The sequence below is a fragment of the Allobosea sp. LjRoot237 genome (genome assembly GCF_964253285.1).
Classification (GTDB): Bacteria; Pseudomonadota; Alphaproteobacteria; order Rhizobiales; family Beijerinckiaceae; genus Allobosea.
The window spans coordinates 1,407,314-1,422,291 of sequence record NZ_CAXUQP020000001.1 but is presented as its reverse complement, the minus strand read 5'-3'; the positions used below and the strand labels follow the sequence as shown (position 1 = coordinate 1,422,291).

Annotated in this window: 11 protein-coding genes; 3 read left to right on the top strand and 8 right to left on the bottom strand. The window is 67.0% G+C overall.

Annotation, left to right across the window (positions count from 1 at the left end):
• Positions 1 to 156: 156 nt before the first annotated feature.
• Positions 157 to 2,307 (bottom strand): NAD-dependent DNA ligase LigA, encoded by a 2,151-nt coding sequence (gene ligA / locus ACSQ24_RS06885; RefSeq protein ID WP_436093968.1) that lies wholly within the window; start codon positions 2,305 to 2,307, stop codon positions 157 to 159.
• Positions 2,308 to 2,688: 381 nt separating this feature from the next.
• Between ligA and ACSQ24_RS06880 the strand changes: the two genes are divergently transcribed.
• On the top strand, positions 2,689 to 3,498 hold the full coding sequence (locus ACSQ24_RS06880) for a DUF2189 domain-containing protein (RefSeq protein WP_436093967.1): 810 nt from the start codon (positions 2,689 to 2,691) through the stop codon (positions 3,496 to 3,498).
• Positions 3,499 to 3,692: 194 nt separating this feature from the next.
• Here ACSQ24_RS06880 and ACSQ24_RS06875 read toward each other — a convergent pair whose 3' ends face one another.
• From ACSQ24_RS06875 to ACSQ24_RS06860, 4 genes are all read right to left on the bottom strand, one after another.
• A complete protein-coding gene (locus ACSQ24_RS06875; protein ID WP_436093966.1) occupies positions 3,693 to 4,496 on the bottom strand; it encodes a carbohydrate ABC transporter permease in 804 nt (267 codons plus the stop codon).
• Positions 4,493 to 5,362, bottom strand: a complete 870-nt coding sequence (locus ACSQ24_RS06870) for a carbohydrate ABC transporter permease (RefSeq protein ID WP_436093965.1) — start codon at positions 5,360 to 5,362, stop codon at positions 4,493 to 4,495. Before ACSQ24_RS06870 ends, ACSQ24_RS06875 begins: the two co-directional genes overlap by 4 nt.
• A gap of 169 nt (positions 5,363 to 5,531) precedes the next feature.
• Entirely contained in the window at positions 5,532 to 6,758 is a 1,227-nt protein-coding gene (locus tag ACSQ24_RS06865) for an ABC transporter substrate-binding protein (protein WP_436093964.1), read from the bottom strand.
• Positions 6,759 to 7,305: 547 nt separating this feature from the next.
• Entirely contained in the window at positions 7,306 to 9,396 is a 2,091-nt protein-coding gene (locus ACSQ24_RS06860) for a DEAD/DEAH box helicase (RefSeq protein ID WP_436093963.1), read from the bottom strand.
• Positions 9,397 to 9,435: 39 nt separating this feature from the next.
• On the opposite strand from ACSQ24_RS06860, the gene ACSQ24_RS06855 reads away from it, so the two are divergent.
• Entirely contained in the window at positions 9,436 to 9,594 is a 159-nt protein-coding gene (locus ACSQ24_RS06855; RefSeq protein WP_436093962.1) for a hypothetical protein, read from the top strand.
• Between the two features lie 36 nt (positions 9,595 to 9,630).
• Positions 9,631 to 10,449 carry an AidB family quorum-quenching N-acyl homoserine lactonase gene (gene aidB / locus ACSQ24_RS06850; protein ID WP_436093961.1) on the top strand — a complete coding sequence of 273 codons (819 nt, stop codon included), beginning with the start codon at positions 9,631 to 9,633 and terminating at the stop codon, positions 10,447 to 10,449.
• A 342-nt stretch (positions 10,450 to 10,791) separates the two neighbouring features.
• Here aidB and recN read toward each other — a convergent pair whose 3' ends face one another.
• The 3 genes from recN to lpxC form a co-directional block, all read right to left on the bottom strand.
• Complete coding sequence (gene recN / locus ACSQ24_RS06845) at positions 10,792 to 12,480, bottom strand: DNA repair protein RecN (RefSeq protein WP_436093960.1); 1,689 nt, start codon at positions 12,478 to 12,480, stop codon at positions 10,792 to 10,794.
• A 57-nt stretch (positions 12,481 to 12,537) separates the two neighbouring features.
• Positions 12,538 to 13,452: an outer membrane protein assembly factor BamD gene (locus ACSQ24_RS06840; RefSeq protein ID WP_436093959.1), complete on the bottom strand. Its 915-nt coding sequence runs from the start codon at positions 13,450 to 13,452 to the stop codon at positions 12,538 to 12,540.
• 279 nt (positions 13,453 to 13,731) lie between these two features.
• A complete protein-coding gene (lpxC, locus tag ACSQ24_RS06835) occupies positions 13,732 to 14,679 on the bottom strand; it encodes a UDP-3-O-acyl-N-acetylglucosamine deacetylase (RefSeq protein WP_436093958.1) in 948 nt (315 codons plus the stop codon).
• Positions 14,680 to 14,978 lie beyond the last annotated feature (299 nt).

Here is a 14,978-nt window from a genome sequence, read left to right as displayed (position 1 = left end):
GGACCGCCGCTAATCATCTGAATGCAACGGAGCTGTTGCACCTTCTGCGGATAGGGCAGGCCCTCATCCCTGCCCTTCTCCCACACGGGAGAAGGGTTCCCCGCGCCCTTCAGCTCGCAAGGGGCAATTTTCGGCAACGGTGAGCCGGGCTTTGCCCTACCCCCCGACCAGCTCGAACCAGCCAGCCTCGTCGATAACCTTGACGCCGTGCTTGGCGGCATCCTTGAGCTTCGAGCCGGCACCCGGCCCTGCCACGAGCAGATCGGTCTTCGACGAGACCGAGCCGGCGACTTTGGCGCCAAGCCGCTCGGCCATCGCCTTGGCCTCGTCGCGGGTCATGCGTTCGAGCGCGCCGGTGAAGACGACGATCTGGCCGGCGACCGGGCTGGACGAGGCTACCGCCTCCAGCGGTTGCGGCGTGACCTCAGCGAGCAGCCGGGTGAGCATCTGCTGGTTGTGCTCTTCGGCGAAGAACTGCAGCAGCGCTTCGACCACGGTCGGGCCGACACCATCGATCGCATCGAGCGCCGCGCGCTCATGGCTCTCCGGATCGGCCGCAGCGAGGCAGGCTGCCTGCAGGGCCTCGAACGAGCCGTAATGGCGCGCCAGCAGTCGGGCATTGGTCTCGCCGATATGGCGGATGCCGAGCCCGAAGATGAAGCGGTTGAGCGGCGGCTTCCGCCGGTCGTCGATCGCCTCGAACAGCTTCTTGGTGCTGGTCGCGCCGAAGCCTTCCTTGTCCTTGAGCTTCTTGAGGTTCGCAGCATCGCGCTGCGCCAGCGTGAAGATGTCGGCCGGCTCCTTCACCGGCAGATTGGGATCGGCATGGAAGAACTCGATCTGCTTGTCGCCAAGCCCGTCGATATCGAGCGCGTCGCGCGAGACGAAATGCTTCAGCCGCTCGACCGCCTGCGCCGCGCAGATCAGCCCGCCGGTGCAGCGGCGCACCGCATCCTCCTTGCCCGAGCGCGGATTGTGCTCGCGCACCGCATCCGAGCCGCAGACCGGGCAGGTCGTCGGGAAGACGTAAGGCTGCGCGTCGGCCGGGCGTTTGGCGAGATCGACCGCTTCGACGCGCGGGATCACATCGCCGGCACGCTTCACCGTCACCGTGTCGCCGATGCGGATGTCGCTGCCGTCGCGGATCGGCAGCCCCTTCGAATCGAAGCCGCGGATATAGTCCTCGTTGTGCAGCGTCGCATTGGTGACGACGACGCCGCCGACCGTCACCGGCTTCAGCCGCGCCACCGGCGAGAGCGCCCCGGTGCGCCCGACCTGGATGTCGATCGCCTCCAGCAGCGTGGTCGCAAGCTCGGCCGGGAATTTATGCGCGATCGCCCAGCGCGGGGCGCGCGCGACGAAGCCGAGCCGGGCTTGCAGCGCGAGCTCGTCGACCTTGTAGACCACGCCGTCGATATCGTAGCCGAGCGTGGCGCGCTGCGCTTCGATCGACCGGTAATGTGCCAACAGCGCCTCGACGCTTTCGCAGCGCGCCATCAGCGGGTTGGTCCTGAAGCCCCAGCGCGCAAAGGCCTCGACCACGCCGAACTGCGTCGGCCCCGGCAACTCCGGCATCTCGCCCCAGGCATAGGCGAAGAACCGCAGCGGCCGGCTCGCGGTGATCGAGACATCGAGCTGGCGCAGCGAACCCGCCGCCGCGTTGCGCGGATTGGCGAAGAGGGTCTTGCCGGCCGCCTCCTGCCGCGCGTTGATCGCGGCGAAATCGGCATGGCCGAGATAGATCTCGCCGCGCACCTCGGCGATATCAGGCACGTCCTTGCCTTTCAGCCGGTGCGGTATTTCCGAGACGGTGCGGGCGTTGGCCGTGACGTCCTCGCCTTCCTCACCATCGCCGCGGGTCGCGGCACTGACCAGTTCGCCCTTTTCGTAGCGCAACGAGAGCGAGAGCCCGTCGATCTTCGGCTCGGCGGTGAAGGCGATCGGCTGGTCGTCCTTGCGACCGAGGAAAGTCCGCACGCGCGTGACGAAATCGACGATGTCCTCGTCGGCGAAGGCATTGTTGAGCGAGAGCATCGGCACGCGGTGCCGGATCTTGGCGAACTTGCCCGAGGGCTTGGCGCCGACCTTGTCAGAGAGCGCCTCTTCTCCCTTGAGCTCAGGGAAGGCGTTTTCCAGCGCGGCCAGCCGGCGGAACTTCGCGTCGAATGTCGCGTCGTCCATGATCGGCGCGCTGTCGCTGTGATAGGCGGCATTCGCGGCGGCGATCTCGGGCCCGAGCAGGTCGTGCTCGGCCCGGGCGGCTTCGGGCGTCAGATCTTCGACGGGCGTGGGAACAGTATCGGCCATGGCGCAGTTTTAGAGGCTGTCAGTGACCATGGACAAGGCTTGGGCGTCGGCGATTTTGTCCGAGTGCCAGGAGCTTGGTGCGGCCAAGCCTTCCGGCTTGGCCGTGACGAGCGACGCCGCAATCGGGCAAAAGCGCCACGCCGCTGCGCGGTGAGGTGAAACCTCACCCAAGTCTTGTCCATGGTCACTGACAGCCTCTGAGTTCAGGGGAAGTTTCCTGCGAAGCTCCTGTTTCACGATTTGGCTACGCCGATTTGTGGCAGGAGCAGGTCGGGTGTAAGCTTCCCTCGCTGAGAATGGATGCTCGACGCCTCGCAGGTCTTGACCGGAGGATAGCGTCAGGACCGCCAAGGCGAACCGGGCCGAACCGGGAAGAACGCCATGGCCGATACCCATCTCCATCACGATCACGTGGCGGCGAATGATGCTGCACCGCCCGACGCCCTGCCCGTCAGCGAGATCGGCATCGCCGACATCAAGGATGCTCTGAAGCAGGGCTATTCCGACTTCATGGCCCAGCCGAGCCATCTGCTCTTCATCGCCCTGATCTATCCGATCGCCGGCATTCTGCTCGCCCGGCTGACGGTGAGCTACAATATCTTCCCGCTGCTGTTCCCGCTCGCCTCGGGCTTTGCCCTGCTCGGCCCCTTCGCAGCGATCGGCCTCTACGAGATCAGTCGCCGCCGCGAGCTCGGGATGGACACTTCCTGGAAGTACGCCCTCGACGTGCTGCATTCGCCCGGCATCGGCCAGATCGCGCTGCTCGGCGCGCTCCTGACCGGCGCCTTCCTCACCTGGCTCTTCAGCGCCTGGATCATCTATCGCTGGCTGATGGGCGACGTGCCGCTCGATTCCTTCGAGAGCTTCGCCACGCCACTGCTGACCACGGTGAACGGCTGGACGCTGATCATCCTCGGCAACTCGCTCGGCCTGCTCTTCGCGATCGTCGTCTTCTCGATAACCGTGGTTTCCTTCCCGCTGATGCTCGACCGGCATGTCGACATGGCAACGGCAGTCCGCACCTCGGTCGCGGCCGTCGAGAAGAATCCGCGAGTGATGATGTATTGGGGCCTGACCATCACGGCGCTGCTGGTGCTCGGCAGTCTGCCGGTGCTGGTCGGCCTGATCATCGTGATGCCGGTACTCGGCCACGCCAGCTGGCACCTCTACCGCAAGGTCGTGCCGCGGTAGGCATTCCCCTCGCCGGACAAGCGCGGGATCCCCTCTCCCGGATGGGAGAGGGGTAGGGGTGAGGGACCGCCGGTGCAATGGGAAGTGTCGTAGCGCCGCTGCGACCCTGATCGGATAGGGCAGGCCCTCATCCCTGCCCTTCTCCCACACGGGAGAAGGGTTCCCCGCGCGCTTCATCCGGCGCTCCGTATCCCTCAATGCTGGTCGAGCGAGACCTCGCGCGTCAGCCCGCGCCTGACCAGCCCGACCGCGAGCAGGACCGGCAGCGAGGCAATCAGCCCCATTGCCGAGAGCCGGCCCCACAAGGTCTCGTCCTCGTTGATCAGCGTCGCGATGAACGCCGGCAGGGTGAATTTCGATGGCGTCTGGATGAAGAGCAGCGCGAACAGGAACTCGTTCCAGCTCATGATCGCGACGAAGACCGCCGTCGCGACCAGGCCAGGCATTAGCAGCGGCACGACGATCTGAAGCAGCCGCTTCACGAAGCCGGCGCCGTCGAGCATCGCCGCCTCCTCGAACGAATAGGGCACGTCGCGGACGAAGCCGAGCAGCATCCAGATCGCGAAGGGCAGCGCCAGGATCTGGTTGGCGAGGATCAGGCCGAGATGCGTGTCGAGCAGCCCGAGCGCCCGCAGCACCTGGTAGAGCGGGATCGCGAGCGCGATCGGCGGCGCCAGCTTGATCACCAGCACGAAGCCGAGGAAGACGATGTCGAAGCGCTTGGGCAGCTCGAAGCGCGCCAGCGCATAGGCGGCTGGCAGGCCGGCGAGCAGCGAGAGTCCGACCGTGCCGAGCGCCACCACGACGCTGTTGAGCCCGAGCCGCCACATCCCGCTGTCGAGCAGCACACGGTAATGCGCCAGCGTCGGATCCTGCGGCCAGAGCGCGATCGAGGTCGAGACATATTCGGCCGGCGGCTTGAGCGAGGTCGCAACCATCCAGAGCAGCGGGATCATCGAGAGCGCGCAGAGCCCGAAGGCGGCGACGATCCGGATCATCGGCCTGCCCCCTTGAGCAGCGACGCCGCATAGACCACGGCAAGCAACCCGGCGACGACGATCATCACCACGGCAGCCGCCGACGCCAGCCCGATGTCGAAGAAGCGGAAGCCCTGCCGGTAGACGAACATCGAAACCGTCTCGGTCGCCTGCCCCGGCCCGCCGCCGGTCATGGCGTAGACCTTGTCGAACAATTTGAAGCTGTCGACCGAGCGTAAGAGCGCCGCGACGAAGAGATAGGGCGCGAGCAGCGGCAGCGTCATGTCGCGAAAACGCCGCCAAGGACCGGCGCCGTCGACCCGGGCGGCCTCGTAGACGTCCTGCGGGATCAGCCGCAGGCCGGCGAAGATGATCAGGAAGGCGAAGGGCGCGGTCTGCCAGAGATCGACCAGCACGATCGACCAGAGCGCGAGGTTGGGATCGAACAGCCAGGGCACGCCCGGCAGGCCGACGGCGCGCAACAGGTTGTTGAGAAAGCCGAGATCGAAATGGAACCAGGCCCGCCAGATCGCGGTGACCACCATGGTCGAGAGCACAAAGGGTGCGAGCAGCAGGGTCATCACCAGCGTGCGGCCGGGAAAGGCGCGGTCGAGCAGGAGCGCGAGGCCAAGCCCCGCCGCGACCTCGAGCACGGTCGCAACCACGGTGAACACGACGGTGTTGGTCACCGCCTGGCGGAAGAAGCGGCTGTCCCGGAGCTCCTGGAAATTCTCGAGCCCGACGAACTTGGCGTTCTCGAAGCCGTAATCGGTGACGAACAGCGAGAGCGCCAGCGTCCGCCCGAGCGGATAGAGCGTCAGCCCGGCGAAGATCAGGAGCGCCGGCGTCAGCAGGAGCCAGGGCAGCAGGCGGCGGGAAGCGGTCATAAGGTCAATAGCATTGAACTGAGAGAACCCCTCCGCCGTCATCCCGGCCGGAGCGAAGCGGCGAGCCGGGATCCATGCCGGAACGCTTCCGAGAAAGGTTCAGGCATGGGTCCCGGGTCACGCTGCGCGCGCCCGGGACGACCGCGAGAGGTTGATGGCGCAAGATCGCTCAGCGCGACAGCGCGCGGGTGATCTGGGCGTTGGCCTCTGTCAGCGCCTGCTTGGGCTGCATCTGGCCGATCAGCACGAGCTGGAGATAGTCGCCCAGAATGGTCTCGACGCGGGCCCACTGGCTGATGCGCGGGCGGGCCTGCGCGACATTCAGCGCCTCGAGCTGCGCCGGATACCAGCGGTACTTGGCGACGAGGTCCTTGTCGTTGAACAGCGCGGTGAGCGTCGGCGGGTTGCCGGTCTCGAGCGCGATCAGCTTCTGGTTCTCAGACGAGGTGACGAAGCGGATGAAGTCGGCGGCGCGCGCCTTGTTCGGCGAGTCGGCCGGGATGGCGAGCAGCCAGGCGCCCAGCATCGGCGCCGGACCCTTGACCTCGCCCGGCGAGGCGACGACCTCGACCTGGCCCGCGACCTTGGAGGCGCTGCCATCGAGCGTGCCGGCCCAGGACGACCACATCTCGACCGCGATCGCAGCGCGGCCCTGTTGGATGGCGTCACGCAGTTCGGTCGCGTTGTAGGTCTCGACGCCCTTCGGCGCGAGCGCCTTGAACGAGAGGAACTGGGTCAGCGCCTTCTCGGCCGCCGGCGTATCGAGCACGGCCTTGCCGTCGGCGCTCACCACGTCGCCGCCATGCGCCCATAGCACCGGCAGGAAGGAGGTGACGATCGGATTGCCCTTGATGCCGCGGAAGACGAGGCCGGAGATGCCCTGCTCCTTGTCCTGGATCACCTGCGCCGCCTTGACGACGTCGCTCCAGGTCTTGGGCCGCTCGAAGCCGTGCTTGGCGAGCAAGTCCTTGCGATAGGCGAACATGGCGATGTTGCCGACGAAGGGCGCGGCGTAGAGCTTGCCGTCATGGCGCGAGACGTCCAGCGCCGACTTGACGAATTCGCCCGGCAGCCCGCCGACAGTGCCGAGATCGGTGAGCCAGCCGCGCGCCATGAACTCCGGAGCCCAGATGTCGTCGAGCATGGCGACGTCGGTCGCCGCCGTCTTCTCGCGCGCGCCGACGGCGAGGCGCTCATAGAGCGGGCCGCCACCGAGCTCGAGCCGCTCGATCTTCACGTTCGGATTCTTGGCCTGGTAGAGCTCGACCATCTTGGCCAGCGCCGGGGCGAAGCCGGCATCGCGCCCGGCGATCACCAGCCGGTCCTGCGCGGCGGCGGGCAGGCTGAGCCCGGCCAACATCAACACGGCGCCGAGCGCCTTACCAATCGTCCTCATGGCATTCCCCCGTCCGGGTCTCTGCCCGGCCGGGCATTGTGGGAGCGGATGGCTGGCGAGTGCAACAGCTATGCGACGGTTCCGGAACAATCCCGCCATGCGTCGCGTTGCGAGAAGTGCTGCGGCCTGGTCGCACGCACCGTCAGCCGTGCAGATGCGACGGCATCGCAACCGGAGGGGGCTCCACCATGAACAACATCATCTACATCGTCGGTCTGGTCGTCGTCGTTCTGGCGATTCTGTCGTTCCTCGGCCTGCGCTGAGCAGTTGCATCTCGTGCTCGCTCAAGCGGCCCAGCCGCTCGGTTGAGCAGATGACCTCCCGGGCTTCTTTCTTTCGGGTGTGACGTACCGCGCCGATGAAGGGCGCGGGGAACCCTTCTCCCGTGTGGGAGAAGGGCAGGGATGAGGGCCTGCCCTATCCAAAGAGGGCGCAACGGCGCCGTATCGCCCTAACGATCAGCGGCGGTCCCTCACCCCTACCCCTCTCCCATCCGGGAGAGGGGTTCCCCGCGCATGTTCCATCCGTCGTCGTCTACCGAAACACCTCAGCGGTCGTCGCGGCGCGGCTTCTTGCTTCCGAAAGGCTTTTTGCCGGTGAAGGGCTTCTTGGCTCCAAACGGCTTTTTCTCGCCGAAGCTCTTGCCGGCAGGCCGTGCATCGCCGGCGGCAGGGCGCTCACCGCCATGCGGCGCGCCGAAAGGCTTCTTGCCACCCTTGAACTTGCCGGCGAACGGCTTGCCGCCGTGCTCAGCCTTTTTGTCGAAGGGCCGTTCGGGCCGCAGGATCGCGGTCTCCTCATAGGCCGGCTCGCGGTCGCGCCGCGTCGGATCATAGGGCTTGGCGCCGAACGGCTTGCCCTTGCCTTCATAGGGCTTGCGCGCCGGGGCGGACGAACGCTCGTCGCGCTGGTCGCGAGCCGGATAGGGCGCACGCGGCGCGTGGCTCGCCTTCTCGGCGAAGGGCTTGGCTGGGCGGCGCTCGTCCTCGCCCGTCATCGGCTCGATGATGATCTTGTCGCGGTCGACCGCCTTGGCGAGTTGCGCGAAGCGCTCCGCGACCTCGGCATCGATCTCGACCTTGGTCTCCTTGTCGAAGATACGGATCGCGCCGACCTCGTCGCGCGTGATCTTGCCGCGCCGGCACAGCATCGGCAGGAGCTGGCGCGGGTCGGCGCCGTCCTTGCGGCCGATATTCAGGCGGAACCAGACGGTATCGCCGCGCGGACCCGACCTCTCGCGGCGCTCCGGCCGCTCGGCCCCGCCATGCTCGCGCGGCCTTGCATAATCCTCGGCGCTGCGCACCGGGCGACGTTCGTCGCGACCGAAGTTGGGATCACCGACCTCTTCGGCCGCGGGCAGGCGCGAGCGATAGACCCGCACCAGCGCCGCCGCGATCTCCTGCGTCGAGCGCCCCGCAAGCAGGGCCGCGACCATCGGCGCATCGTCCTCGCTCGCCTCGCCGGAGAGCAAGGGATCGCTCAGCAGGCGCTGCTCGTCGAGCACGCGGATCTCGTCCTGCGTCGGCGGGCCGGCCCAGCTCACCTCGATCTTGGCCTCGGAGATCAGCATCTCCGCCTTGCGCCGGCGCGAGGCCGGCACCAGCAGCACGCTCGTGCCCTTGTTGCCGGCGCGCCCGGTACGACCCGAGCGATGCTGCATCACCTCGGGATCGTTCGGCAGCTCGGCATGGATGACCAGCGTCAGGCCCGGCAGGTCGATGCCGCGCGCCGCGACGTCGGTCGCGACGCAGACGCGTGCCCTGCCGTCGCGCAAGGCCTGCAGCGCCGAATTGCGCTCGCTCTGGCTGAGCTCGCCCGAGAGCGCCACGGCCGAGAAGCCGCGCTCCAGCAGGATCGCCTCGAGATGGCGCACCGCGTTGCGGGTGTTGCAGAACACCAGCGCGGTCGGCGAATCGTGGAAGCGCAGCAGGTTGACGACCGCGAGCTCGGCTTCCTTCGGGAAGACGCGGATGGCGCGGTATTCGATATCGGCATGGCCGCGCTCGCCGCCAGCGACCTCGATGCGCAGGGCATCGCGCTGATAGCTCCGCGCCAGGGCGATGATCGCCTTCGGCAGCGTCGCCGAGAACAGAAGGCTGCGGCGCTCTGCCGGCGCGGACTTCAGGATGAATTCGAGATCGTCGCGAAAGCCGAGATCGAGCATCTCGTCGGCCTCGTCGAGCACGACCGCCCGCAGGCCCGAAACGTCGAGGCGGCGACGTTCGATATGGTCGCGCAGACGGCCGGGCGTGCCGACGACGATATGCGCGCCCTCGTCGAGCAGGGCCGCTTCGCGGCGCGGGTCCATGCCGCCGACGCAGGAGATCACGCGGGCATTGGTCTGCTTGTAGAGCCAGCCGAGCTCGCGCTGGACCTGAAGGGCGAGCTCGCGCGTTGGCGCGACGATCAGCGCCAGCGGCCGTTCGGCCCGCGGCAGCGCTTCGGCCTCGCCGAGCAGGTCGGCGCCGATGGCGAGGCCATAGGCCACGGTCTTGCCAGAGCCGGTCTGCGACGAGACCAGGAGATCGCGGCCGGCGGCGGCTCCTTCCAGCACGGCAGTCTGGACGGGCGTCGGCTCATTGTAATTGCGGTCGGCGAGCGCACGCGCGAGCGGCGCGCTCGTGGAAATGAAGGACATTGATGTCAGGCCTTAGGTTGCAACCGGCGGGCTGGCGGCATGCAGATCGAGGGGCGGCGCCGGATGCGGCGCGCGCAGTTGCTGCCGCACATAAAGCAGATCGCGCAAAAAGGAAATGGAGCAGCCATCCGTTCCGGCGTGTGGAGCCGGATATCGGCCATGCTGCCCGCTCCGTTGCCCGCACCGCTGGCCTCGTGATCTAAGCGGATCGCATTTGATCGGAGACCAGCGGACATGAACGGGACGTGGCGGCGGTTCGGCTCATACGACGTGCTCGCGTTGCATGACGGTATCTTCGAGGCGCCGCTGGACGTCCTGATCCATGCGGGCGGCCAGGCCGCCCGTGACGAAGCTGTGGCGCGCTGGGGCAGGCCGAAGATCAGCATCCCGGTCAATTGCTTCGCCTTGAAGGATGCCGACGGGATCACCCTCATCGATGCCGGCACGGGTCCTTCCTGGGGCGAGGCGATGGGTCATGCGCCCGCTGCCATGGTGAGCACCGGAATTGCCCCCGAGCAGGTCGAACGTGTCTTGATCACGCATCTGCACGGCGACCATGCGCTCGGCCTGTTCGACCGCGAGCGCGCCCGTTTCGCCAATGCCGAGATCATCGTGCCCGAAGCCGACCTCGCCTTCTTCGGCGAGGAGGCCAATCGCGCGCAGACGCCGCCGAACAGGCAGGGCGGCTTTGCCGTCGCCGCTGCGGTGAAGAAGCACTATGGCGACCGCATCCGCCCCGCCGCAGCCGGCACCGTTCGGCCCGGCATCAGCCTGATCCCGCTCCCCGGCCACACCTTCGGCCATAGCGGCTATCTGATCGAAGGCGAGGAGAGCCTCCTGCTCTGGGGCGATGCGCTGCATCTGTCCGACCTGCAGGCCTCGGATCCCGATGTCGGCCTGGTCTATGATTTCGACGCCGCCACCGCCGTCGCCTCCCGCCGCGCCATCCTCGAACGCGCCGCGCGCGAAAACTGGCTCGTGTCGGGCGGCCATGTCGAAGGCTTCAGGCGCGTCGTCGAGAACGGCTCGGGATACGAACTGATCCCGGCCTGATCGGCGCTCAGGCGAACATGGAACCACACCCGTCTTTCCGGGGCAGGCCGATAGGCCTGAGCCCGGAACCCAGAACCGATGCCATCTCCGGGAGCGCGCGTCGATCACAGCGCCATCATCACGACCGGCATCGGTTCTGGGTTCCGGGCCCTTCGCTGCGCGAAGTCCCGGAAAGACGTTCTGCTTCCCACCCTACGCGGAACCATCATCGTCATCCTGGGCGAGCAAAGCTCGGCCCGGAATCCATCGTAGAGCTCCGGCGCCTTACGATGGATCCCGGAGCTGCGCGGCTTCGCCGCTTGTCCAGGATGACGGCGTGGTTCCGAGTAAAATCCGCGGTCTCTAGCCGCGCATCCCGGCAGCATCGAGCAGTTTGCCGGCCGCCGCCCTTGCCTCCTCGGTGATCAAGGCGCCGGCGAGCATGCGGGCGATCTCCTCGCGCCGGGTGCCAGCTTCCAGCGCCGAGACGCGCGTGACGGTGCGCTCGTCCGCCCCCTCCCCGCCCTGGGCCGACTTCGCGATCAGGAAATGCTGCCCGGCCTTGGCCGCGACCTGCGGCGCATGCGTCACCGAGACGACCTGCACCCGCGCCGCGAGCCGCGCCAGCCGCTCGCCGATCGCATCGGCCACCGCGCCGCCGACACCTGTGTCGATCTCGTCGAAAACCAGAGTAGGAGCCGAGCCGCGCTCGGCCAGCACCACCTTCAGCGCCAGCATGAAGCGCGAGAGCTCGCCGCCCGAAGCGACCTTCATCATCGGCCCCGGCCGCGTGCCGGGATTGGTCTCGACCCAGAACTCGACGCGGTCGAAACCCTCCGGCCCGCGCGCATCGGGATCGCTGTCGATCTGTGTGATGAACCGGGCGCGCTCCAGCTTGAGCGGCGGCAGTTCCGCCTTGACCGCAGCGTCGAGCGCCAAAGCTGCCCGGATTCGCCCGGCCGAGAGCGTGGTTGCCAGCGCGACATAGGCCGCTTCCGCCTCGGCGAGTTCGGCCTCCAGGCGCTTGAGCGAGCCTTCGCTCTCATCGAGCGCGGCAAGGTCTGCCGCCATGGTCTCGGCCAGCGCCGGCAGCGCATCGACGGGGACATCGAACTTGCGGGCAGCGGCGCGCAGTGCGAACAGCCGCTCCTCGACACGCTCCAGCACGCGCGGATCAAATTCGGCGGCGCGTACCGCCGCCTGCAGGGTCTCGCCCGCCTCCTCGAGCGCGACCACCGCCGTGGTCAGCGCCGCGATCGAGGGATCGACGAGCTCCGGCGCCTGGGCGGCGCGCCGCTCCAGTCGGCGCAGCACGCCCGACAAGGCTGAAACCGGCGAAGCGGTGCCGCCGACCGCCTCATAGGCTTCGATGATGTCGCGGGCGACCTTCTCGGCGGCCATCATGCCCTGGCGCTGGCTCGCGAGAGCCTCTTCCTCGCCAGGCCCGGGCGCGAGCTTGCCGAGCTCGGCCACAGCATGGCGCAGGAAGTCCGCCTCCTTGCGCGCCGTCTCGACCCGCATGCGCTGGCTCTGCAGGGCCTGGCGCGCTTTCTTCAGCGTCTCGCTGGCACGCACGACCTCGGCCGCCTGCTCGGCGAGTTCGCCGAAGCCGTCGAGGATGGTGCGATGCTGGGCCGGATCGGTGAGCGCCCGGTCGTCGTGCTGGCCATGGATCTCGACCAGCGCCGCGCCGATCATCCGCAGGATCTGCACGCTGACCGGCTGGTCATTGACGAAGGCACGGGTCCGACCATCGGCATATTGCACGCGCCGCAGGATCAGGTCGCCGTCGGTATCGATCTCCTGCGCCTGCGCAAGAGTGCGCGCCGGATGCGACATCGGCAGGTCGAAGACGGCGCTGACCTGCCCTTGCGTCTCGCCATGGCGGACCAACCCGCCGTCACCGCGGGAGCCGAGAGCGAGCGCGAAACCGTCGAGCAGGATCGACTTGCCAGCGCCGGTCTCGCCGGTCAGCACGCTGAGCCCGCCCTCGAAACCCAGGTCGAGCCGGTCGATCAGTACGATGTCGCGGATCGAGAGCTGAGCGAGCATGGCGACTCAGCTCCCTTGTGCCGGCTGCAGATAACCTCGCCGGGACACCAGCAGGCCTTAGAGGCGGCCGAGACCGGTCAACCCGACGACAGCGCGCGTGAAGCCGTTGAAGGCCCGGCTGATATAGGAGCCGCGATCCTCACGCGGCTGCAGGCCGCCGCTCTCCAGCAGGGTGTAGGCGTCCTTATACCACGGGCTGTCCGGGAAGTTGTGGCCGAGCACCGCCGCGGCGGTCTGCGCCTCGTTGGTGATGCCGAGCGCCATATAGGCCTCGGTCAGGCGCATCAGCGCCTCCTCGACATGGCGCGTGGTCTGGTACTTGGTGATGACATCGCGGAAGCGGCCGACAGCGCCGGTATAGTTGCGCTTCTCGAGATAGAAGCGGCCGACATTCATCTCCTTGCCGGCGAGCTGGTCGCGCGCGACCAGCATCTTCTCGCGCACGTCGAGCACGTATTCCGACTTGGGATAGCGGTCGAGCAGCTCCTGCATCGCGCGCAGCGCCTGGTCGGTACGCTCCTGGTCGCGCGTCGCATCCGGGATCTGGTTGTAATAGGACATCGCCAGGATGTACTGCGCATAGGCCGCGTCCGGGCTCGCCGGGTTCTGCGCCAGGAAGCGCTTCGAGGCGGTGATCGCGTCGTCGTACTTGGCCGCCTCGTAATTCGCATAGGCGGCCATGATCAGGCCCTTCTTCGAATAAGGCGAGAACGGCGCCTGCTTGTCGATCTCATCGAACTTCTTGTTCGCGCCCTCGGTGTCGCCGTTCTGGAGACGGGCGAGACCCTCATTGTAGAGCTTGTCGGCAGGAACCTCCGCCACCACCTCGGGCTTGTAGACCTCTGGCCGGTCGAACGGGTTGAGCGCGCTAACCGTGTCGCAGCCGCCGAGCGCAGCAGCGAGGGCAAAAGCCAGCGCGAGGCGCTTGCCGCCGCTGGTCGATTCGCCGGGATTGAATGTCTTCAGCCGCATGACGCTCACTTCATCCGTCCTTGTGACGCCCCTTCGACAAGAGCGCGCGAAATGGCTTAGCGCGCTTTCCGTTCGACCGGAACGGTCGAACGACAAGAATTCGCGCCAACTTAGTGCTGGAGCATGTTCTCATCACAAAAGTGGTTCCCACCTTTGCGGAACATGCTCTAGCTCAGAAGCAGCCTTTTCGCCAAGCGTGACGGGCGCTTCATGCAGTGCGAACGCCGTTTCCAACAGGAAACGGGCGAATGCAAGGCGTAGCGTCGCGTAATACCCCGCTCAGTGCAGGTCGGGCGCAAGCGCGGCAGGCATCGGACCGGCCGCCATCTGCACGGCGTGGTGCCCGTAAACCGGCTGGGCTTCGACGATCGCGTAGTTGGCGCGGTCGGCGAACAGCGCCTCGAGGATCCGGACGTTCATGCGATGACCGCCGCAATAGGAACGGAACTCGCCGAGGATCGGATAACCGGCCAGGGCCAGGTCACCCACCGCGTCGAGGACCTTGTGGCGCACGAACTCGTCGGCGTAGCGCAGGCCTTCCGGATTGATCACCTTGTCGTCGCCGATCGCGACGGTGTTGTCGAGCGAGGCGCCGAGCGCGAAGCCGGCTTTCCAGAGCTGCTCGACGTCGCGCATGAAACCAAAGGTGCGGGCGCCGGAAATCTCGCGGGCATAGGCCTCGGGATCGAGATCGAAGATCTTGCGCTGGCGGCCGATGGCCGGGGTGTCGAAGTCGATCTCGACGTCGAGGCGGAAACCGTTTTCGGACGGAGCGAGCTCGGCGAAAGCGCGACCGTGCTCGATGCGCACCGGGCGCAGAACCTTGAGATAACGACGGGTCGCGCCGAGCGCGACGAGGCCGGTCGACTCGATGGCGGCGACGAACTCGGCGGCGCTGCCGTCCATGATCGGCATTTCCGGGCCGTCGATCTCGATCAGCACGTTGTCGAGGCCGAGGCCAGAGCAGGCCGACATCAGATGCTCGATCGTGGCGACGGAACCCGATGCCTGATCGCCGATCACCGTGCACAGCTCGGTGGCGCTGACCTTGTTGTGGCGGGCGTGGATCAACTGCTCATGGCCGCCTTCGAGGCCCTTGCGCAGGAAGACGACGCCGGAATTGGCAGTGGAAGGCCGCAGGGTCAGGCAGGCAGGAGCCCCGGAATGAACGCCGATGCCTTGCAGGGTCACGGGCGAGCGAAGGGTCGTCTGCCGTTCAGCCATCATACTCTGTATCCGTCTCAAGCGCGCAAATCTCGGGGGCGGCGCCTTGCGGCGCAACCTGTTCGACGATCGACGCGGTTCCCTGAATTGCAGCGAACTCGGGATTAATCCCGAATCCCCTTACCCGGTGATGCGCCGCAAGATACGCGCAGGCGCACTGGCTGCAAAATCACGCTTTCTTTCGCTCTGTAACAACGGTTACGAAGCCAGAAAAACTTAACCATCTGATTGATGTATATGGTTTTTCAGACGTTAAAAAAGGCCCGGCGGAAGGTTCCGCCGGGCCGCTCGTTTAAACCGGT

Bases quoted from the DNA above. Each gene is read 5' to 3' on its own strand.
- ligA (WP_436093968.1), bottom strand. From the start codon at position 2,307: ATGGCCGATACTGTTCCCACGCCCGTCGAAGATCTGACGCCCGAAGCC.
- ACSQ24_RS06880 (WP_436093967.1), top strand. From the start codon at position 2,689: ATGGCCGATACCCATCTCCATCACGATCACGTGGCGGCGAATGATGCT.
- ACSQ24_RS06875 (WP_436093966.1), bottom strand. From the start codon at position 4,496: ATGATCCGGATCGTCGCCGCCTTCGGGCTCTGCGCGCTCTCGATGATC.
- ACSQ24_RS06870 (WP_436093965.1), bottom strand. From the start codon at position 5,362: ATGACCGCTTCCCGCCGCCTGCTGCCCTGGCTCCTGCTGACGCCGGCG.
- ACSQ24_RS06865 (WP_436093964.1), bottom strand. From the start codon at position 6,758: ATGAGGACGATTGGTAAGGCGCTCGGCGCCGTGTTGATGTTGGCCGGG.
- ACSQ24_RS06860 (WP_436093963.1), bottom strand. From the start codon at position 9,396: ATGTCCTTCATTTCCACGAGCGCGCCGCTCGCGCGTGCGCTCGCCGAC.
- ACSQ24_RS06855 (WP_436093962.1), top strand. From the start codon at position 9,436: ATGCAGATCGAGGGGCGGCGCCGGATGCGGCGCGCGCAGTTGCTGCCG.
- aidB (WP_436093961.1), top strand. From the start codon at position 9,631: ATGAACGGGACGTGGCGGCGGTTCGGCTCATACGACGTGCTCGCGTTG.
- recN (WP_436093960.1), bottom strand. From the start codon at position 12,480: ATGCTCGCTCAGCTCTCGATCCGCGACATCGTACTGATCGACCGGCTC.
- ACSQ24_RS06840 (WP_436093959.1), bottom strand. From the start codon at position 13,452: ATGCGGCTGAAGACATTCAATCCCGGCGAATCGACCAGCGGCGGCAAG.
- lpxC (WP_436093958.1), bottom strand. From the start codon at position 14,679: ATGATGGCTGAACGGCAGACGACCCTTCGCTCGCCCGTGACCCTGCAA.